Below are 19854 nucleotides of genomic sequence, written 5' to 3' on the forward strand. Positions count from 1 at the left end.
CTCCGGATCGTCGGCCGGTGTCAGGTCCGTCGGGCAGCACGTGCCTCCCTCATGCGGCGTGCCGCGTTCGCGGCGACGAATCTCGTGGTCTCGATTCCCGGCGCACGCCGTAGCGCGTGCCACGCGGCACGTGCCACGGTCCGCGAATCGACGGGGGTCGCGGCGTCGACCGGCGCCAGCAGGGCGAGCAGTTCATCGCTTTCGAGCGCCGGATGGCCCGTGCGCGCGGCGTGCGCGCGGGCGATGGCGCAGTAGGAGTCCAGCAGTTCGGGCCATCTCCGGTCGCTCGCCTGTGCCGGGTGCACCCGGTAGGCGGCGCCGAGTATCGGCAGGTTGGCGAACGCGCCGTAGGCGCTCAGCTCGCACCACAGGGCGTAGTCCTCACCCAAACCCCCGGTCTCGGGAGCGTACCGAATCCCGTTGTCCGACAGCACCTTGCGCCGCATCATGACGGTGGAGTGCGCGAAACAACTACTCAGCAGCAGTCGTTGGCGGCAGGCCCGGTCGCTTCTCGGCATCCGCACGCGTCCCGCGCTGTCGCCGAAAAGCCGGTAGTCGGTGCCGACCGCGACGACCCCGGCATGTCCGCGCAGATAGGCGACCTGCGCGGCGAGACGGCCCGGCAACATGACGTCGTCGGCGTCGAGCCGGGCGACGAACTCGCCCCGCGCGCGATCGAGGGCGTGGTTGGCCGCGCCGACGACTCCTTCCCACGTCCTGCGCACGACGACGACACGCGGATCGCGGTATCCCCCGGCGATCTCGGCCGTGCCGTCGGTGGAACCGTCGTCGACGATCAGCAGTTCGTAGTCGGTGAAGTCCTGTGCCAGTACGGATTCGACGGCTTCGGCGAGGAACGCCCGCGCATTGTGCGCGGGGACGACCACCGTCACCGGCGGCGGCGAATCCTTCACGGCTGTCGCGCCGCGTCGGCGTCGATATCGGCGAGCATCCGGCGGATCGGCCGGACGACGGCGAGTATCATCGCGAATTCCATGATCAGGTAGGCGATTCCGACCGCCGACAGGCCGTATCGGGGCAGCAGTGCCCAGGTCAGGCCGATCACCCCCGCAGCCATGCCGATCTGCACGCACAGGGCGTAGCCGAGTCGGCGCCGCACCCGCACGAGACCGCCGAAGACATAGCCGGGCACCGACAAGATCTGGGTCACCGCCATCGCGATCAGCAGCGGGCGGGCGTTGTCCGCGTATTCGGCTCCGATCACCGTCATCGCGATCGGGGCGATCACGCCCAGCGCGAGCGCCGCCGCCGCCGCGACCGCGAGCAGCAGCCGGGTCTGGCGGCGGACCAGGGCGGGCAGATCCGGCGGGCGACCGGCCGCGCGGGCGACGAACGGGCCGCTGATCATCGACAGGATGAGGGTGACGCCCGCGACCAAGGTCCACGACACCCCGAAATAGGCGGCGTCCACCACCCCGAGTTCGTGCACCACCAGCAACGGGACCGTGACCGGCAGCAGGGCGTTCACCAGGACGATGCCGTACAGGGACGCGCATTCCCTGACCAGCGCGGCCGGCGGCGGCACCGCCGTGTCGCCGCGACCGAACATCTCGTCGAGCCCGCCCCGCGCGGCGGCGATCAGGACACCCACCGTGCCCGCGGCGACCGCGGCGGGCAGTGTCCATGCCAGCAGCACCGCCGTCGAGTCGGCGAGCACGACGGCGAATATCAGCAGCAGCACGAGTTTGGCCACCGCGTGGAATATGTTCTTCATCGCGGTCCACCGCCCGCGCAGCAGGCCGATGAGTATCGAATCCTGGAGCGCGAAGGCGCCGACCACCACGGTGGTGACGACGAACATCACCACATCCCCGCCGTCGGTGAACAATTCGGCCCTCGGCGCGACGGCGACGTAGCCGAGCGCCAGTATCGCGGCGACGAGGGCGACGACGAGGTGGGTGCGCAAGATCACCGTGCGGCCGGCCGCGCCCGCGGTCGAGAGGAAACGTTCGAAGAACGGGCCCATGCTCAGATTCGACAGCGCGCCGATGGTCGTGGCCGCCATCACCGCGGTCGCGGATCGCCCGACCGCCTCCACGGGCAGTGTGCGGGCCGCCACCGCCCAGAAGACCAGTCCCAGTCCGCCGTTCACAACTCCGGCGATCATCAGCGCGCCGGAGTCTGAGGTGAATCGCCGAGCACTGTCGTCGGGTGGCGCGTCGCTCGCGCCGATGTCGGTGTCGCCCACCACGATATGTCGCTCTCGAGCCGAGCGGTCGCAACCGCTGTCGGGCGGCTGATGGCGGGGGAGTGTGGCCGGATTCGGCCCGGGGCGCGATCGAACAGTACCACGACCGCGGCGGCGGTCACGGGAACCGGGACAGATCACCGGGCGACTGCTGTGACAGAGGCGGTCCGCGTGGGTTGCCGTGATGGGAGACGACGAATGCCTACGGCCCCGAGAAGCCGCGTGGCGGCCCGCGACGAACTCGCGGCCGTCTGGTCCGAAGTGCTCGCGGTACACCCGGAACCCGAAGACACCTTCACCGATCTCGGCGGAAGTTCGCTCGAGGTCGAGGAAGTGGTCGCGCGATCGCGCATCACGATGGTCGCGCCCCTGGAGGCCGCGGACTTCCGAGGCGATCCCACCCTGGACGAACAGGTCGATCGGGTGCTCGAGCGCCACCGCGGCGGCTTCCGCGCGCGGGGAGCGTCGACGCAGCGGCTGCGGCCCGGCGGGTCGCCCGCGGTGTTCTGTTTCGCGGGGGCGGGCGCGACGGTCGCGTGGTTCCTGCCGCTGCTCGCCGGGCTCGGCGGCGCGGGCACGGGCGCGCTCGCGGTGTACGGGTTGCAGGCGCACGGGTTGCAGGGCCGGGCACGGGCCTCGTGGGGAGTCCGGGGCGCGGCGCGGCGTCATCTGCGCGCGATCACCGCCGCCCAGTCCGGGGGCCCCTACTTGCTGGTCGGCCATTCCTTCGGTGGCATCGTCGCACTCGAGGTCGCGGCGCTGCTGCGGGCGCGCGGGCAGCGGGTCGGCGCGGTGGTGTTGTTGGACACCGTCGTTGACGCCGATGTCGCGCTGCGTATGTGGAGTCCGGGGCAGGAGGGGTTCAGCGCGGGCGAACGAGCGGCCCGCACCGCGCCGCGCCCGCTGCGCCTGGCGGCGGATGTGCTGCGCGCGGCGGGCGCGGGCCTGATCCGCTACGACCCGGCGCGCCAGAAGCGCGTGTTCTGGGAGCTGGGGATGCGGGCGCAGCGCCGTTATCGCATTCGCGACTGCGCCGCCGTGACGGTACTGCTCACCGAGGACGCGCCCGGCCAGGCCGAGCTGTGGCGCGGACTCGGCGTGCCCGAGGACCGGATACGTCACGTGCCGGGCGGGCACCTGTCGATGGTGGGGGAGGCCGCCGTCCACGCGCAGGTGGAGGCGATCCTCACCGCCGCCGCGGCCCGCTCGCACTGAGATCGCCGCCACGGCCGCCGTGCACGGGAACCCGGAGCGCGTCGCGCCCGACTATCTAGCACGACAGCAACGGCTCCTGGCGGGGGCGGCCTGTCGGCTCGCATCATCACCGCGGTCCTCCGGGGCGCACATCGGTCGGACCGCACAGCTGGACAGAGGAAGAACATGAGGATCGACACCCGCAGCGAGGGTGGCCGAGGCATCGAGGTGCACGATTTCGATCCCGCGGCGGTCACCGCGGACGATCTGGCGACCCTGCGACGTCACGTCTACCACGACAAGATCGTGGTGCTGAAGGCGCAGACGCTCGATGTCGCGCAATTCGTCGCGCTGGGCGCGGCATTCGGCGAACCGGTCGCCTACTACGAACCCATGTACCACCATCCGGACAGCGAATACGTCTTCGTCTCCTCGAACATCAGCCGCGACACCGGCCGGGTCGGAGTGCCGAAGACCGGGGCGTTCTGGCATTCGGACTATCAGTTCATGCCGCGCCCCTTCGCGATCACCTGCTTCTATCCGCGGAAGCTCCCCACCGTCAGCCGAGGCACCTATTTCATCGATATGGCGCAGGCGTACCGGCGGCTCGGCCCGCGCCTGCGCGCGGCGATCGAGAACACCTACTGCCTGCACAGCGCGCGCCGCTATGTGAAGATCCGGCCCGAGGACGTGTTCCGCCCACTCGGGCAGATCATCGCCGAGGTGGAGCGCCGTACGCCGCCGCAACGGTGGCCCACGGTCCTGCGCCACCCGGTGACCGGGGAAGACCTGCTCTACATCTCCGAGGCGTTCACCTACGCCATCGAGGACGCCGCAGGCGCCGCGCTGCCCGAGGCGCTGCTGACGGACCTGCTGGCCGCCTCGGGTCAACTCGACACCGGCTACGAGCACGAGAACATCTTCCTGCGTTCCTATGAGCCCGGCGACCTCGTGCTGTGGGACAACCGCACCCTGATCCACCGCGCCCTGCACAACCCCGGGAACGAGGCGACCGAGTCGTATCGGGTGACCGTTCTCGACGAATTCCCCCTGACCAGTGAGGAAGCCGCGTGACCACGATCGAATCACCGAACGGCCCTTCGGTATCGGATGCCACCGCCGCCGATATCGCGCTGCTGGAGCGGACCATGCGCCCCTACGCGAGCAAGGACACCATCTACCTGCGGCGCGCCCACGTCGAGCCGCGTGGCGACTCGATCGTCGGGGTGGGGGAATTCGCCATCACCGAGTCCTGCTACATCGAGGACACCGGCCATTTCAACGCCGTGGAATTCAATATCTCCTACAACCAGCTGATCTACTACACCTTGGCCGTGACCATCCGTGACCGGCTCGCGCCCGAGATCGCGAACTGGTCGCTGGCCGACTACTGGGTCAGGCAACTGCCCTCGGTGCTGATCAGCAGATTCGAGAGCCGATACGTTCGTCCCATCCGGTCGAGTGGGTACTCGGCGACGCTGACCATCGGCGACATCGAATTCCGGCACCGTTCGCGGCCGTTGTTCGCCTTGCGGACCCGGGTCGAGTTCACCGATCCGGCGGGCGGTTACGCCTGCGGTGACATCGAGATAGTCCTGCTGGACCCGCCGGGGCAGCCCGTGGCCGACGCGGCGCGATGAACTCGCCCTCGACACTGGTGGCGGCACTCGAACACCATGCGGTCATCAGCCCGCGATCCCGCGCGCTGATCGCGGGCACGGACACGCTCACCTACCGCGAACTCGCCGCGCGCTCACGATCGGTGGCCCGTGCGCTGGCCGCGGCAGGCGTCGGCGCGGGCGATCGAGTCGTCCACCTCGCCCTCGACACCCCCGCGGTCTACGAATTGCTCTACGGCTGTGCGCGACTCGGCGCGGTTCTGGTCCCTGTCAACTGGCGGCTCGCGCCGGAGGAGATCGCCTATATCCTCGGCCACAGCGACGCCGGTGTCGTCGTCACCGATGATCCCGGCCGGGTGGGCGCCACCGGCGCCACGGTGGTCGAGGTGGCCGAGTACCCGGCGTGGCGGGACCGGGCGCCGGACCGCGCCGTCGGGGAATTCTCCGCGACCTCCGACACGCCGGTGGTGCAGATGTACACCAGCGGAACGACCGGCAGGCCGAAGGGTGTCGTGCTGGCGCATCGCAGCTTCTTCGCGGTGCGCGGACTGCTGGACTCGGCGGGACTGGACTGGATCGACTGGCGGGCCGACGATGTCGGACTCATCGCGCTGCCGTCGTTCCATATCGGCGGTATGTGGTGGGCGACACAGGGTCTCAACGCGGGCGTGGCCAACGTCGTGCTCCCGGTCTTCACCGCCGTCGACGCGATCCGAGCGGTCCGCGAGAACGCGGTCACGACGAGCTGTTTCGTGCCCGCGATGTTGCTGCTGATGCTGTCGGAGCCCGGTGTCGGCGCGTCGGAGTTCGCCTCGCTGCGCAAGATCGTCTACGGCGGTTCGCCGATCGGTCCTGACCTGCTCGCCCGAGCGGTCGAGGTCTTCGACTGTGATTTCGCCCAGATCTACGGGCTGACCGAGACCGGCAACACCGCGATCTGCCTGCCGCCCGCCGATCACCGCGCGGACCGGCGACGGCTGGACGCGGCGGGCCTGCCGTATCCCGGCGTCGACATCGAGATCCGGGACGAGGACGGAACCCCGCGCGCGCCCGGCGAATCGGGGGAGGTGTTCGTGCGCAGTCCGGCCCGCATGGTCGAGTACTTCGCTGACCCGGACGCGACCGCGGCCACCCTCTCACCCGAGGGCTGGATAGGCACCGGCGACGCCGGATTCCTCGACGACGGTGGATATCTCGTGATCCGGGACCGGGTGAAGGACCTCATCATCGTCGCGGGCGAGAACGTCTACCCGGCAGAGGTGGAGAAGGCCATCGCCGCCCACCCCGGGGTACACGACTGCGCCGTGGTCGGCGCTCCCGACGACCGGTGGGGCGAGCGGGTGCACGCCTTCGTCGTCGCCCGACCCGGAACCGAGGTCACCACAAGGGATCTGGCCCGGTTCCTGGCGGGGCGGCTGGCCGGATTCAAGGTGCCCTCGCGCTACGAGTTCATCGATGTCGTCCCGCGTAATCCGAGCGGCAAGATCCTGCGCCGCGAACTGCGCGAACGGTTCTGGGCGGGCCGTGACCGGCGCGTCAACTGATCTCCGAACCCGGACAGGACTGCCGAATGCCATTGACCAGGCAACAAGTGATCGCCGACCTCGTGGACGTACTCTTCGCCGATCCCGGGGAACTCACCGACGACACCGAACTCGTCGACGTGGGACTCGATTCCCTGCGGCTGGCCACCCTGATCGACCGCTGGCGCACGGCGGGCGCGCGGATCTCCTTCGCCGACCTGGCCGAGAAACCGGTGCTCGGTGCGTGGTTCGAGAAATTGGGGGTATGACCGGTGACGGGCGAACTCGCGCTCACCCCGGCGCAGCGCGGCATCGTCGACGCGCAACGCCTGTGGCGCGACACCGGCGCTTTCGCGCTGGCCGAATACCTCACGTTGCGCGGCGCGGTCGACGGCGAGCTGTGGGCGCGCGCGGTGCGGTCCATGGTCGCCGACACCGAGGCCCAGCGCATTCGGTTGCGGCATACAGACAACGGTGTGCGGCAGTACATCGCGGCGCCCGAACACGTTGAGGTGACACTCGTCGACCTGTCCGCCCACGCGGAGCCCGACACCGAGGCGCGGGCGCTGATGCGTGCCGATCTGGCCGAACCGTGCGACCCCTTCGCCGCGGTGACCGCGCGGCACCTGGTCCTGATCACCGCCTCCGACACGGTCGTGTGGTACCACCGCGCGCACCACGTCGCCCTCGACGGCTACGGATTCGCCGTCTGCGCCGCACGCGCGGCCGACCACTACCGCGCGCTGCTCGACGGACGCCGCCTACCGCGACCCGAACGCGGCCTCGCCGATGTGGTCGCCGACGAGCTCGCCTACGAGAGGTCGCCGCGATATTCCCAGGCGCAGCACTATTGGCTCGACACGCTGCCAAGGCGCAGTGCGCCGATCCTCACCGCGACGCCCGGCTCGCCGTCGGGCGATCGGCTGCGCACGCGGCGCCGCCTCACTCGGTACCAACCGCGGACCGGCGTGCGATACGGTCTCGCCGAATCGGTGCTCGCGGCGGTCGCGATCTATGTGGCCCGCCGCACCGGCGAACGCGATGTGGTCCTCGGTGTGCCGATGATGAATCGCATGGGATCGGTCGCGGCGGTCGTGCCCGCCATGATCCTCAACGCCGTCGCGCTGCCGGTGCGCGTGGATCCCCGCGAGACCGTCGCCGAACTCGCCGCGGGCATCGGGGCCACCATGCGCGCCGCGCGCGGACATGCGCGCTACCGGCACGAACTGCTGCGCGCCCGGCTCGGGCTGATCGGCGGCGGACGCAGCCTGCTCGGCCCGATCGTCAACATCATGCCCTTCGACTACGACCTCGACCTGCCCGGCATCGAGGTCGACGCGCACAACCTCAGCGCGGGGCCGGTGGAGGATCTGTCCATCCACCTGTATCTGCGCAACGGTGCGGCGGAACTGGTGATGGGCGCGAATCCGCGCGGATACACCGACGCGGAACTGAGCCGCCACGCCGACGCCGTGGTCCGGGCCATCGAGGCCGTCGCACGATCGGGAGACGGCGCGATCGGCGATCTCGCCACCGAGTACGTGCTGGTCTCGGAGCCGGTCACCACGCCGTGCGCGGCTCCACTGGCCCGCCTGCGCGACCACGCCCGCCGCGCTCCCCACGCCCCGGCGCTGGTCGACGGACCGCGCACGATCACCACCGCCGAATTGTTCGCCTCGGCCCGCGCCCGCGCGCGTGCGCTCGCCGCGCGCGGGGTGCGCCGGGGGGCGATCGTGGCGATCCTGCCGGAGGGAGGAGCCTGCGACGTCATCACCGTGCTCGCCGTCCAACTCGCCGGTGCGGCGCACGCGGCACTGGATGTGACGCTGCCCCCGGAAGAACTGGATCGGCTGGTGACGGCGCTCGAGCCGGATGCGCTGACCCACGGTGAGCGGCAGGCGACCAATGCGGCGCGACTGGGGTCGGCCCTGCCGGGCGGGGTCATCGATGTCACCGCAGTCCCGGCCTGCGGGGCCGCGGACGACGAAGTCCACGCCGGGGCGGGGTATGTGGTGACGACCTCGGGGTCGACCGGGCGACCCAAGGCGGTGCGCGTGGGCGGCGGCGCACTCGCGGCGTTCACCGCCGACGCGGCCGATCGCTACGGGTGGGGACCGGGCGACCGGGTGATCCAGTTCGCGCCGCTGCGCGCCGACACCAGCATCGAGGAGATCTTCGTCACGCTGGCCGCCGGAGCATGTGTCATCGCGACCCGCGCGGCGGATCGCGGCTCGCTCGCCGCCCTGCTCGACCTGGCCCGCCGGGCCGAGGCCACCGTGCTCGATCTGCCCACGGCGCTATGGCACGAACTCGCGATCGCCAGGGACGCGGGCGCGGCCGAACTGCCGCCGTCGGTCCGCCAGGTCGTCATCGGCGGCGAGGAGGTCGCACCGGAGCTCGTCGCGCGCTGGCGGCGCACGGACGGGCCCGCGCTGGTCAACAGCTACGGTCCAAGCGAGGCCGCGGTCGTGTGCGCGTGCGCCGAAGCGGACGGCTCGGCGCCGGTCCCGCTCGGCCCGCTGTTCCCGCACGCGGGGGCCGTGCTCGCGGTGGATCTCCTCGATCCGGACCAGGCCGTCGGCACCGGTGTGCTGCACCTGTACGGGCCGATGCTCGCCGACGGCTATCTGCCCGCCGACGCCGGATCGGGATTCCGGGAGATCCCGGTGGGTGAGCGGATGGTGCGCGCCTTCGACACCGGCGATCGCGTCCACGTCGACGCGGACGGAGTCCTGCACTACCTCGAGCGCGTCGACGACGTGCTGAAGATCGGTGGCGGGCGCGTCGCGGTGCGCGCGATCGAGGACCTGCTGCGCGGCGAGCCGGATATCGGCGACGCGAGGATCACCCGCAACGGCGAGTTCGCGCTCGACGCGCTGGTCACCGCCGACCAGCCGATCCACCCCGAGCGACTGGCTGCCGTACGGCGGCGGCTGTCGCGGCGTTTGCCCCCGGCGTGGGTGCCCGCGCGGATCATCCCGGTCGAGAGCCTGCCTCGGACCGGAAACCGCGCGGCCGGCCGGCGGGCGATCCCGGCCGTCGCGGCGACCGAGGATCCCGCGACCGACCCGATACTGGGTGTCTTCCGCGCGGTCCTCGGCCGCGACGACCTGACCGCCGAGGACGACTTCTTCGCCTGCGGCGGCACCAGTATGCAGACGATCGCGCTGGCGAACCGGCTGACGGTCGCCCTCGGAGTCGCGGTGGACGTGGAGGAGGTCCTGGCCCGCCCGAGCGCGGGCGCGCTGGCGGCACGTGTCCGCGACAGCGCACCGGAACCGGTGGACCTGGCGGCCGAGGTCGTCGCCTTGCGGGCAAGCCTGTCCGCCGTCGCCCCCGGTGCGGGCGCACCGGGACGGGTTCTGCTCACCGGAGGAACGGGCCTGCTCGGGGCCTATCTGCTCGCCGAGCTGCTCGACACCACCGACCACGAGGTGATCGCCCTGGTCAGAGCGGAGGACCCCGAGCGCGGCGCGTCCCGGCTGCGCGCGGCCTGTGCCGCCGTGTCCGCCGCGGCGGCGTTCGAGCGTGCGTGGCGCGCGGGGCGTCTGTCGGTCCTCGTCGGGGATGTCGCGGCCGTCGGCCCCGGTGTTCGGGACGGGCTCGGGCACATCGTGCACAGCGCGGCCGAGATCAGCGCGCTACGTTCCTACCGGAGCCTTCGCCCCGCCAATGTCGGTGCGACGCATCGGTTGCTGTGCCTGGCTCGCGCCTGCGGCGCGGCGCTGACCGCGGTCTCGACCGCCACCGCCGCCGGGCCGAGGGGGAACCTGGCCGTCCCCGACGCGCTGCCGACCGGATATGCCAAGACCAAATCCGTCGCCGAGCATCTGGCGGCGGTCGCCGCGACCGAGTTCGGGGTGCCGACCACCGTCGTGCGCCTCGGGCGGGTGCTGCCGCACCCGCGCGACACCAGGGGCGCGGCGGGCGATTTCCTGCACGACATCGCGGCGGCGGTGGCCTCGGTGCGGGCACGTCCCCGAACCACGGTGCGGGAACCGGTGATCCGCGCCGACGCCGCCGCCCGCGTCATCATCGATACGACCCGCGGGCGACCTGTCGCCCGAGCGCGCGTCCTCGACCCCGCCGGACCGGAGCCCGTCGCCCTCGCCGAGGTGCTCGACCTCATCGGCACCGGCCCCACGGTGCCGCTGCCCGAGTGGCGGGATCGGGTGGCCCGCGCAGCCGAACTCGATGACCTGTCCCGCGCGGCCGTGCTGCGGTGGTGCGATATCCAACTCGCCGGATTCGACCCCGACTGGATCTCCGATCACGTGACGCCGGTGCCCGGTTGCACCGCCGCCGACGTGGTCGACCTGCTCGGACTGCGCGCGCCGCAGCCCACCGGCACCCGCTGACCCGCGGCGCCGTGTCGCCGGGATCACCCGACCGCGCCGGAACCGGCGTTCGCTACGATCCGACTGCCTTGGCGTGTCCCTCACCCCTCGCGCATCTGTCGACCGTTGTCGAACCCGTCCGTCCCGCGAAAGGGAGTCGCGATGATCACCGACCACGAGGCGACCACGGTCGCCGCGCCGACCCGCGTCAACCTCGCGGTCGGCGGGATGAGCTGCGCCGCCTGCGCCAACCGGGTCGAGCGCAGGCTCAACAAACTCGACGGGGTCACGGCGTCGGTGAACTACGCCACCGGCACGGCCACGGTCGACGCCGACGCCTCGATCACTCCCGAGCGGCTGTGCGCGGAAGTGGTGGCCGCCGGGTACTCCGCCGAACCCGCCACCGCGGCGCGCCCGGCGCTCGCCGGCTCGACGAGCGAGGAAGCCGCCGTCATCGACCTGCGCCGACGCCTGTTCGTCGCGTTGATCGCGTTCTTCCCGCTCGCCGATCTGTCGGTGATGTTCGCCTTCATCCCGAGCGCGCGATTCGACGGCTGGCAGGTGCTGCTCACCGTCCTGGCGCTGCCGGTGGTGCTGTGGTCGGCCGCGCCGTTCCACCGCAGGGCCTTCGCCAACGCCAGACACGGCGGCGCGAGCATGGACACCCTGGTGTCGGTGGGCGTGCTCACCGCCACCGTCTGGTCCCTGCACACCATGTACCTCTCGCCCGCGCGCACCGAGACACCCGACGGGGTCTGGGCGGCGATCTGGTCCAGCGACTCGATCTATCTCGAGGTCGCCGCGGGCATCGTCACCTTCGTGCTCGCCGGACGCTATTTCGAGGCCAGGGCCAAGCGGACCGCGGGCGGTGCGCTGCGGGCGCTGGCCGCGCTGGCCGCCAACGAGGTGACGGTGCTGACCCGCGACGGGCGTGAGATCACCGTGCCGGTCTCCGAACTCGGCGCGGGACAGCGCTTCGTCGTGCGTCCCGGCGAGACGATCGCCGCGGACGGCGTGGTCGTGCGGGGCGCGACCAGCCTCGACGCGGGCGCGATGACAGGTGAGTCGGTTCCCGTCGAGATCACGGAGGGCAGCGAGGTCGTCGGCGGCACCGTATCGCTGACCGGACGCATCGTGGTCGAAGCGACGGCCGTCGGCGCGGATACCGCCCTGGCGGGCATGATCGGCCTGGTCGAGCGGGCCCAGCAGGGCAAGGCCCGGATGCAGCGGGTCGCCGACCGGGTCTCGGCGGTGTTCGTGCCCGTCGTGTTCGCCATCTCGGCCTGCACGTTCGCGGTGTGGCTCGCGCTCGGCGGCGGACTCGACCGCGCGGGCGCCGCGGGCATCGCGGTGCTGGTGGTGGCGTGCCCGTGCGCGCTCGGCCTGGCCATCCCGACCGCGCTCATGGTCGCCTCGGGACGCGGCGCGCAGTCGGGGATCTTCATCAAGGGCCATCAGGCGCTCGAGGCCACCAGGGATGTCGACGTCGTGGTCTTCGACAAGACCGGCACGGTCACCAACGGCGTGATGCGCGTCGTCGGGGTCGCCGCGTCCGGGATCGAGGAATCCGAGGTTCCGATGCTCGCGGGGGCGGTGGAGGCGGCCTCCGAGCACGCTGTCGCCGCGGCGATCACCTCGTGGGCCCGGCGCGCGGGCGAGCTGGCGCAGGTCGAGGCGTTCGAGGCGCTGCCGGGCCTCGGCGCGCACGGCGACGTCGGAGGCCGACACGTGCTGATCGGCCGCCCGCGGCTGATGACCGAACGGGGCCTGCCGGTGCCCGCCGCGCTCGAGACCGCGTTCGATCGGCACGCACGGATGGGGCACACCGCGGTGTACGTCGCGGTCGACGGCACGGCCGTGGCGGTGATCGCGGTCGCCGACACCGTCAAGGATTCCGCCGCCGCCGCGATATCGCGACTGCACCGGCTGGGGTTGCGCACCGTCATGCTCACCGGCGACAACCGCTACGCCGCGCGGTCGGTCGCCGACGAGATCGGTGTCACGGAGGTCTTCGCCGAACTGCTCCCGCAGGACAAGGTGAGCAGGATCACCGCCCTGCGCGAGGAAGGGCACCGGGTCGCGATGGTCGGCGACGGCATCAACGACGGCGCGGCCCTGGCCACCGCCGATCTCGGGCTCGCGATCGGGGCGGGTACCGATGTCGCCATCGCGGCCGCGGACGTGATCCTGGTGCGCGCCGACCTGGACACCGTGCCCGACGCCATCGAACTCGCGCACGCGACACTGCGCACCATCCGGGGCAATCTCGTGTGGGCCTTCGGCTACAACGTCGTCGCGATCCCGATCGCCGCCGCCGGATGGCTCAACCCCCTGGTCGCCGGTGCGGCGATGGCCTTCTCGTCGTTCTTCGTGGTCACCAACAGCCTGCGCCTGCGCCGCGCGGGTCAGCGGCGCGAGCGCGCCAACTCGGCGAGCATGGCGTTGTAGGCGTCCAGATCGGAGTCGCCGTAGGTCTCGTCCTTGCGGTCGGTGCGCGCGGCCACCCGGCGATCCTGGGCGACCCACTGCGTCAGCAGGGCGCCGACCACGATCAGCACCGGAACCTCCCCGGCCACCCAGGCGATACCGCCGCCTGCCCGCTGATCCGCCAGCAGGTCGATACCCCACGGCAACTGGAGGTTGGTGTAGAACCGGTCGCCGATGACCGAGGTCATCGACATCACCGCGACCCCGAAGAACGCGTGGAAGGGCATGATCGCGAACAACATGCCCAGCCTGCCCAGATGCGGCAGCCTGCGCGGGCCGGGATCGATGCCGATGATCGCCCAATAGAACAGATAGCCCACGATCAGGAAGTGCACGTTCATCAGCACGTGCCCCCAGTGGTAGCGGATCAGGTTCTCGAACAGCGGCGTGAAGTACAGCCCGTAGAGCGACACCACGAACATCGAAATCGAGAACGCGGGGTGGGCCAGCACGGCGGTGGGCCTGGCGTGCAGTACCAAGAGCACGCCCTCGCGCAACCCGCGCGCCCCGCCGCGCCCCGCCGCGGGCACGACCCGCAGCAGCAGCGTCACCGGCGCTCCGAGCACCAGCAGCACCGGGACCACCATGTTCAACGCCATGTGGGTGATCATGTGCAGGCTGAACATCGCGTACCCGTAGGCGCCGACGCCCGACGAGGTCGCGATCAGCAGGCTCGCGCATCCGCCGAGCCAGGACAGGGTCCGCCACGGCGACCACGCGTCGCCGCGCCGACGCAGCCGCAGCACGCCGTAGCAGTACAGGACCGCGCCCGCGACAGCGGCGCCGCCGAGGACGACGTCGAAGCGCCAGAACGTGAGCATCCGCAAGGCGGTCGGGGCGTTCACCACGTCGAAGCCGATGAACGCCTCGTGCGCGGTGAACGATCGCCCGGCGAACGCCGGAGCGGGCCTGACCCCCGCCGCGGACAGTGCCGAGACCGCGACGAGCATCGCCGCGCCCGCCGCCGCCAGCAGGACACCCTCACCCGGCCGGTCCGGCCGCGCGCGCCACACCAGCCACCCGGTCAGCGCACCGAGGGCGACCGCGCCGAGCACCAGCCGCCCGTACCCGGTCGTGAGCATCCGCTCCGGCGGAAGCAGAATCGCGACCAGGACCGCGCCCGTGACGGCGGCGACACCGAGGCACAGCATGGTCAGCGAACGGACGCGGGCGATCACCGTCTCCGTGTGCGCGCCCCCACGCGTGATGTGCGCGCTCGCGCACCACAGCAAGCCGCACAGCGCCGACACCGCCACCTGGAACAGCATCACCGCTCCGGTCGCGAAGTCGTGGTCCGGCCCCTCGCCCGCGTTACCCACCAATACCGGCGGCAGCACGCCGACGGCCGAGACCACCAGCGCGACCACCGCGCCCATCCACGCCAGACTCAATCTGGAAAGCACCGCGACCCCGCAGGCGAGGATCGCGACCGCGATCCACGCCTTGGGTCGGTCACCCGCGTCGATCAACGCGGCGAGTGCACCGGAACCGAGCGTCCGGGTTGTCGTCATGCCGCCGATATCGGCGGCCGAGACCGGGATGAGCGCGATCGCGGCCACCGCCCACACCGCGCTCGCGCGCTCGATGAGGTGCAGTCCGTAGTAGCCGTCCACGCCGACCCGCTCGTTCTCGACGGTCTCTGTGCAGCACACGGTGTACAGCGCCGCCCCCACCGTGACCGCGCCCGCAGCCATCGCGACCGCCCGCAACACCGTGTAGAGGATCGCCTGGGTCAGTCCGGGGAAGGCCGTGCCCGCCGCGGTGTAGGGCATCGCGCCCGCGGAAACGGCCGCGCCGAGCACTGTTGCCGCCGACAGTGCCACCGCGGCCAACCGGACCGTTCGCGCGGAGTACGCACCGATACCCACGTCCACATCCTTCCGAGATCTGTCGTCGCCGCGGTCCGACCGTCGGCCGCCGATGTCTACGGTCGGTCACGGCGAGGTCATGGTTCCCTCGCGCACACGGATGTGACGGGAATCTCCGCGGCCGTCGCCGGATAGGGAGGTCGGCCGCGTCGGGCACGGGAACCGCCGTGGTCACGATAGCGCGGGAGCCCGTGGGAACCACGCGCGCCCGGCATCCGACAATTGATGCGGAAACCTGTCGTGCCTGGTGCGCGGCGGCGACTCGGAGGAAAGGGACGTCATGAGCGAGACCACGTACACGGTGTCGGGGATGTCGTGCGAGCACTGCTCGAACGCGATCACCGGCGCGCTGACCGCGCTGCCCGGAGTGGACTCGGTCGATGTCGAGATCGCCACCGGAAAGGTGACTGTGACCGGCGCGTCCTCGGGCGCCCACGACGTGATCCGCGCGGCCGTCGACGAGGCGGGCTACGAAGTGGTCGATGCGTGAACGGTGACGGACCCGAGCCTGTGTGGCTGCGCGTGCTCGCCTTCGTCGCCGCGCTGGCCGCCGTGTTCGCCCTCGCCTGGCTGGTGGGCCGATTCGGTCCATGGTCGGACATTCCCGACGCGCCGCCCCACGACCACCGCGGCGTCTCGTCGACCGGTCGGTGAGCCGCGAGCGCGCTGCCCGGCATTCGGGAAAACGGACGCCGCCGGGTTTCGAGTTCATCGAAACCCGGCGGCGCGCAACGATATACGGTCAGGCGGGGCTGGGGTTGTAGAGCCGCCGTTCCAGCAGGCTGCTGTCCTTCAGTTGGTGCAGTGTCTTCGCTCCGGCCAGGACCGCCAGGTCGGCCAACGGTTCGATCGCGATCACGACCAGATAGGACAGACCGAACGTGGCGATATCGGCGACGGTCCGCACCGCGAAGCCCTCGCCGTAGAGCGCCCAGAACGCGACCCAGGTCACGATGCCCGCCTGGTAGGTGGTCGAGAGCGCGAGCGCCTGACGGTATTTCAGCCGCACGTACGGGGTGTCGGCGGCGATCACCTTCCGCGCCACGAATTGCAGCGCGAACAGCGGCACCAGCAGGGTCGTGACGTTCATACCGTATTGCGGCAGGTCGAACTGCGCGAAGAACACCCCTTGCAGGAGTAGGCCCAGCGCGAGCCCGAACGCGGCGGGCGCGGCCCCGAACAGCAGGAACAACGTGGAGCCCAATATCAGGTGGACCTCGGAGACGCCGACCGGATAGTGCGGCAGGATCTCGAAGAAGGTGAAGACCGCCGCGGTGGTCGCCGCGGTGCCGCCGAGCAGCGAGAGCGGCCCGCGCTCTCTGAAATGTCGATACGCCAGCGTGGCGGCGTAGACGCCCGCGGCGCCCGAGGTGGCGTAGCTGAGGATGATCTTCGGGCCTTCGACGATTCCCGGTTCGATATGCATTGCGCGGTCCTTCCGATGAAACCGGTCCACCGCCCGCGACGGCTCGGTCGGGTCGGCGCGCGCACCGACAACGGCCATGCGCCCATTCCGCGAGGCGATGCACCCCTGGACGCGGCGCGTCCAGCACGGGCTGAAAGGTCTTCGGGCTAGCGGAGACGTATCGCCGGATACGTCGACCGACCGCGGGCTCCGGGGAGAACCCGGTTCGCCGCGCGGACGATGGTGGTCGCTTCCGCACACCGCTGCGGGACAGCTCCGGATTCACACCGGATTCCCTTCGGACGGCATCTCGGTGAACGAGTGCCGACCGCCGCCGACCCGGCTTTCCCGCCGGTCCCGGCAAATCAGCCGCACAGGGATCGTAGCCGATGAATCGTCGGGAAACCCGCCCTCACAGGCGATTCCCGGCGACACGCGCACACTCGCGTCATCGCCGGGGTGCGCGTCGCGGCCGTCCGCGAGGTTCGGCAGGGTGAACCGGCGCAGCCGCAGGCTGTTCGACACGACGAACATCGAGGACAGCGCCATGGCGGCCGCGGCTCCGAGCGGGTCGAGGACGACCACGGCGAGCGGGAGGACGACGAGGTTGTAGCCGAGTGCCCACCGGAGGTTGGTCCGAATGGTGGCCAGTGTGGCCGCGGCCAAGCCGATGGCGTACGGCACCCGGGTGAGGTCGCGGCCCGAGATGACGAGGTCGGCCGCTTCCATGGCCACGTCGGTGCCCGCGCCGAGCGCGATCCCGAGGTCGGCGACCGCCAGCGCGGGCCCGTCGTTGACGCCGTCACCCACGACCGTGACATGTCGGCCGCTGTCCTGGAGCGCGCGGACGACCTCGGCCTTGTCCTCGGGCATCACCGAGGCGATCACGTCCTCGATCCCGACCCGGTCTGCGACCTCCTGGGCGGCGAACGGGTTGTCACCGGTGAGCAGCACACTGCGCAGCCCGAGTGCGCGCAGGCGCGCGACGGCCGAGGCGGCGGATGGATGGACCTGTTCGGCCACCGCGAGGACCGCGACGGCACGGTCACCGACCGCGACCAGGACGGCCGTCCGTCCGAGATACTCCTCCGCGCGTAGGGTCTCCCGCAGTTCGGGGGACACCGCGAACCCGTGGTCGCGGACGAACGACGGTCGCCCCACCGCCACCCGGCGGTGCCCGACGACGCCGATCACCCCGCGGCCCGGATGTTCGGTGACCCGGTTCGCCGTCGCGACCTCGAGGTCGTCGGTGCGGGCCGTCGCGATGATGGCCGCCGCCACCGGATGCCGTGACACGGCTTCGACGGCGGCGGCGGCACGCAGAGCCTGTGCGCGCTCGATGCCGGGACCGAGGTGTACCGCGACGACGCCCGGACCTCCCGCGGTGAGGGTCCCGGTCTTGTCGAAGACGACAACGCCGCCGCCCGCGGCCTGTTCCAGCCCGCGCTGTCCTTTGAAGAAGATGCCGAGCCGGGCAGCCTGACCGGAGGCGACCAGCAAAGCGGTCGGAGTGGCGAGGCCGAGTGCGCACGGACAGGCGGCCAGCACGACGGCGAGGCCCGCGCGGACCGCCGAGGCCGGGGGACCGTCCAGCAGCAGCCATCCGATCACGGCGAGTGCGGCGAGACCGAAGACGCCGGGGACGAAGCGCCCGGCGACGCGGTCGGCCAGACGCTGGAAATCCCCGCGATAGGTGTGGGCGCGATCGATCGAACGCAACATCCGCGCCAACCGGGTGGCCTCGCCGACCGCGGCCGCCTCCACGACGAGCGGGCCGTCGACGGCCACCGTGCCCGCCGTCACCGCCGAGCCCGCACCGACGGACACAACAGCGGTCTCACCGGTGAGCGCGCTCACATCCATCGCCGAGCGGCCGTGCACGACCAGACCGTCGGCCGCCACGACCTCCCCGGGGCGCACCACGAAACTCTGTCCCTCCGCGAGAGCGTCGATGGGCGCCTCGGTCTCCGTGCCGTCGATGCCGCGCACCGTCACGTTCCGCGCGACGAGCGCGGTGAGATCGCGGATCGCGCGGCCCGCCCGCTGCTCGGCCCGTCGTTCCAGGTGGCGTCCGGCGAGGGCGACCGCGGTCACGGCCGCCGCGACGCACGCGTAGCGTCCGCTCGCGGAGTCTTGCGCGGCGCCGACCGCGCCCGCGGCGGCGGCGCCCGCGTAGGCCAAGGTGCCGAGCAGGCCGAACGAGGTGAGGGTGTCCATCGTGGCGTGCCCGCGCCGCGCGGCCCGCCATGCCGCCCGGTGGATCGGGTGAGCCGTGCCGACGACGCACGCCGCCGCGACCGCGAGCAGTGACCACGGCCACCACGCGGGGACGATCGTGTCCTGCGCGAGAGATGCCGCGACGAGGACGGCGGTCGCGGCCGACGCGCGGCGCAGCGGTGCGGCGTACGGTGACGCCGGATGTCCCGCGTCCACGGGATCCGGGACCGTCCCGCGCGGGGCGGCGGAATAGCCTGCGGCTTCGACGACCCGGCACAGATCGGCGGTGCGGTATCGCCGTGGTGCGTCGATGTCGGCGGTGCCCGTGAGCCGATCGACGGTCGCGGACGTGCCGTCGAGCGCTTCCACCGCGCGGCGTACCCGGTCGGCGCATGCGGCGCAGGTCATGCCATCGATGGTCAGTCGAACGTGTCGTCGCACCGCGTCGTCGCGGGTGCCGATCGCAGTCACCGGGTGCGTCGAGCGGTGCCGGGCGCGGGCACGACACGAGGTCTGGTGCGTCCCGGCACCGCGCGCGGCGGCAGGGCGATCGCGAGATCGAGGTCTTCGGGGCGCGCCGGGGCCGCTCGCGTCCTCAGCACCCACTGGGTCGCGACCGACAACGCGAGCGCGACGGGCGTCCCGATCGAGGCGATGAGCGGCGGCAGACCTGTCGCCACCATCAGCAACGCCACCTCCACGGACAGCGCCAGGTGGACGATCGATGTGCCCGCGTGATACCGGCCGGAACCGATGGCGCGACCTCGCGGCCGGGTGATCGCCACGTCGTCCGCGGGCGCCGCGCTCGGCGCCCGCACGTCGGGTGGGCTGCCCGCACCGTGCGCCGCGTCGATTCCGGTGAGCAGGTCGCGCCAGGTGCGGCAGGCGGGGCATCGTTCGATGTGCGCGTGCAACCGTGTCGTGGGGACGGCAGCCTGTTCGCCGTCGAGCAGTGCCGATGCCGCTTCCCGTGCCGTTTCGCACTCCATACCGCA

General features: G+C 71.6%; 15 protein-coding genes and 1 riboswitch. Of the genes, 9 read left to right on the forward strand and 6 right to left on the reverse strand.

Annotated features, from left to right (window positions below; all coding sequences use genetic code 11):
• Positions 1 to 20 precede the first annotated feature (20 nt).
• Positions 21 to 914, reverse strand: coding sequence for a glycosyltransferase family 2 protein (locus OG225_RS36325; RefSeq protein WP_405179237.1), 894 nt, complete (start codon positions 912 to 914; stop codon positions 21 to 23).
• The gene (locus OG225_RS36330) at positions 911 to 2209 is read right to left on the reverse strand and encodes a lipopolysaccharide biosynthesis protein (protein WP_405179238.1); all 1299 of its coding nucleotides are present in this window, start codon (positions 2207 to 2209) and stop codon (positions 911 to 913) included. Before OG225_RS36330 ends, OG225_RS36325 begins: the two co-directional genes overlap by 4 nt.
• Before the next feature lie 198 nt (positions 2210 to 2407).
• Between OG225_RS36330 and OG225_RS36335 the strand changes: the two genes are divergently transcribed.
• The 7 genes from OG225_RS36335 (at position 2408) to OG225_RS36365 (ending at position 13330) form a co-directional block, all read left to right on the forward strand.
• Complete coding sequence (locus tag OG225_RS36335) at positions 2408 to 3424, forward strand: alpha/beta fold hydrolase (RefSeq protein WP_405179239.1); 1017 nt, start codon at positions 2408 to 2410, stop codon at positions 3422 to 3424.
• 165 nt (positions 3425 to 3589) lie between these two features.
• On the forward strand, positions 3590 to 4477 hold the full coding sequence (locus OG225_RS36340) for a TauD/TfdA dioxygenase family protein (RefSeq protein WP_405179240.1): 888 nt from the start codon (positions 3590 to 3592) through the stop codon (positions 4475 to 4477).
• Entirely contained in the window at positions 4474 to 5043 is a 570-nt protein-coding gene (locus OG225_RS36345; RefSeq protein ID WP_405179241.1) for an FcoT family thioesterase, read from the forward strand. The genes OG225_RS36340 and OG225_RS36345 overlap by 4 nt, the downstream gene beginning before the upstream one ends.
• Complete coding sequence (locus tag OG225_RS36350; RefSeq protein WP_405179242.1) at positions 5040 to 6566, forward strand: AMP-binding protein; 1527 nt, start codon at positions 5040 to 5042, stop codon at positions 6564 to 6566. Before OG225_RS36345 ends, OG225_RS36350 begins: the two co-directional genes overlap by 4 nt.
• A 26-nt stretch (positions 6567 to 6592) precedes the next feature.
• Positions 6593 to 6814, forward strand: a complete 222-nt coding sequence (locus OG225_RS36355) for a phosphopantetheine-binding protein (RefSeq protein WP_405179243.1) — start codon at positions 6593 to 6595, stop codon at positions 6812 to 6814.
• 3 nt (positions 6815 to 6817) lie between these two features.
• The gene (locus OG225_RS36360; protein WP_405179244.1) at positions 6818 to 10903 is read left to right on the forward strand and encodes an AMP-binding protein; all 4086 of its coding nucleotides are present in this window, start codon (positions 6818 to 6820) and stop codon (positions 10901 to 10903) included.
• Positions 10904 to 11044: 141 nt separating this feature from the next.
• On the forward strand, positions 11045 to 13330 hold the full coding sequence (locus tag OG225_RS36365; protein WP_405179245.1) for a heavy metal translocating P-type ATPase: 2286 nt from the start codon (positions 11045 to 11047) through the stop codon (positions 13328 to 13330).
• Here OG225_RS36365 and OG225_RS36370 read toward each other — a convergent pair.
• Positions 13288 to 15237 carry a cytochrome c oxidase assembly protein gene (locus tag OG225_RS36370; RefSeq protein ID WP_405179246.1) on the reverse strand — a complete coding sequence of 650 codons (1950 nt, stop codon included), beginning with the start codon at positions 15235 to 15237 and terminating at the stop codon, positions 13288 to 13290. The two genes, OG225_RS36365 and OG225_RS36370, sit on opposite strands and share 43 nt — an antisense overlap.
• 280 nt (positions 15238 to 15517) lie before the next feature.
• Here OG225_RS36370 and OG225_RS36375 point away from each other — a divergent pair, with 280 nt between their 5' ends.
• Both OG225_RS36375 and OG225_RS36380 read left to right on the forward strand, forming a co-directional pair.
• Positions 15518 to 15727 (forward strand): heavy-metal-associated domain-containing protein, encoded by a 210-nt coding sequence (locus OG225_RS36375; RefSeq protein WP_405179247.1) that lies wholly within the window; start codon positions 15518 to 15520, stop codon positions 15725 to 15727.
• Positions 15724 to 15891, forward strand: coding sequence for a hypothetical protein (locus tag OG225_RS36380; RefSeq protein ID WP_405179248.1), 168 nt, complete (start codon positions 15724 to 15726; stop codon positions 15889 to 15891). Before OG225_RS36375 ends, OG225_RS36380 begins: the two co-directional genes overlap by 4 nt.
• 88 nt (positions 15892 to 15979) lie before the next feature.
• Here the strand turns inward: OG225_RS36380 and OG225_RS36385 are convergent, their stop codons facing one another.
• The 3 genes from OG225_RS36385 to OG225_RS36395 form a co-directional block, all read right to left on the reverse strand.
• The gene (locus tag OG225_RS36385; RefSeq protein WP_405179249.1) at positions 15980 to 16663 is read right to left on the reverse strand and encodes an energy-coupling factor ABC transporter permease; all 684 of its coding nucleotides are present in this window, start codon (positions 16661 to 16663) and stop codon (positions 15980 to 15982) included.
• A 135-nt stretch (positions 16664 to 16798) separates the two neighbouring features.
• Positions 16799 to 16941: riboswitch (cobalamin riboswitch) on the reverse strand.
• Positions 16925 to 19330 (reverse strand): heavy metal translocating P-type ATPase, encoded by a 2406-nt coding sequence (locus tag OG225_RS36390; protein WP_405179250.1) that lies wholly within the window; start codon positions 19328 to 19330, stop codon positions 16925 to 16927. It overlaps the preceding riboswitch by 17 nt.
• Complete coding sequence (locus OG225_RS36395; RefSeq protein WP_405179251.1) at positions 19327 to 19848, reverse strand: zf-HC2 domain-containing protein; 522 nt, start codon at positions 19846 to 19848, stop codon at positions 19327 to 19329. Before OG225_RS36395 ends, OG225_RS36390 begins: the two co-directional genes overlap by 4 nt.
• Positions 19849 to 19854: the final 6 nt, after the last annotated feature.

The sequence above is a fragment of the Nocardia sp. NBC_01377 genome (genome assembly GCF_045040005.1).
Lineage (GTDB): Bacteria > Actinomycetota > Actinomycetes > Mycobacteriales > Mycobacteriaceae > Nocardia > Nocardia noduli.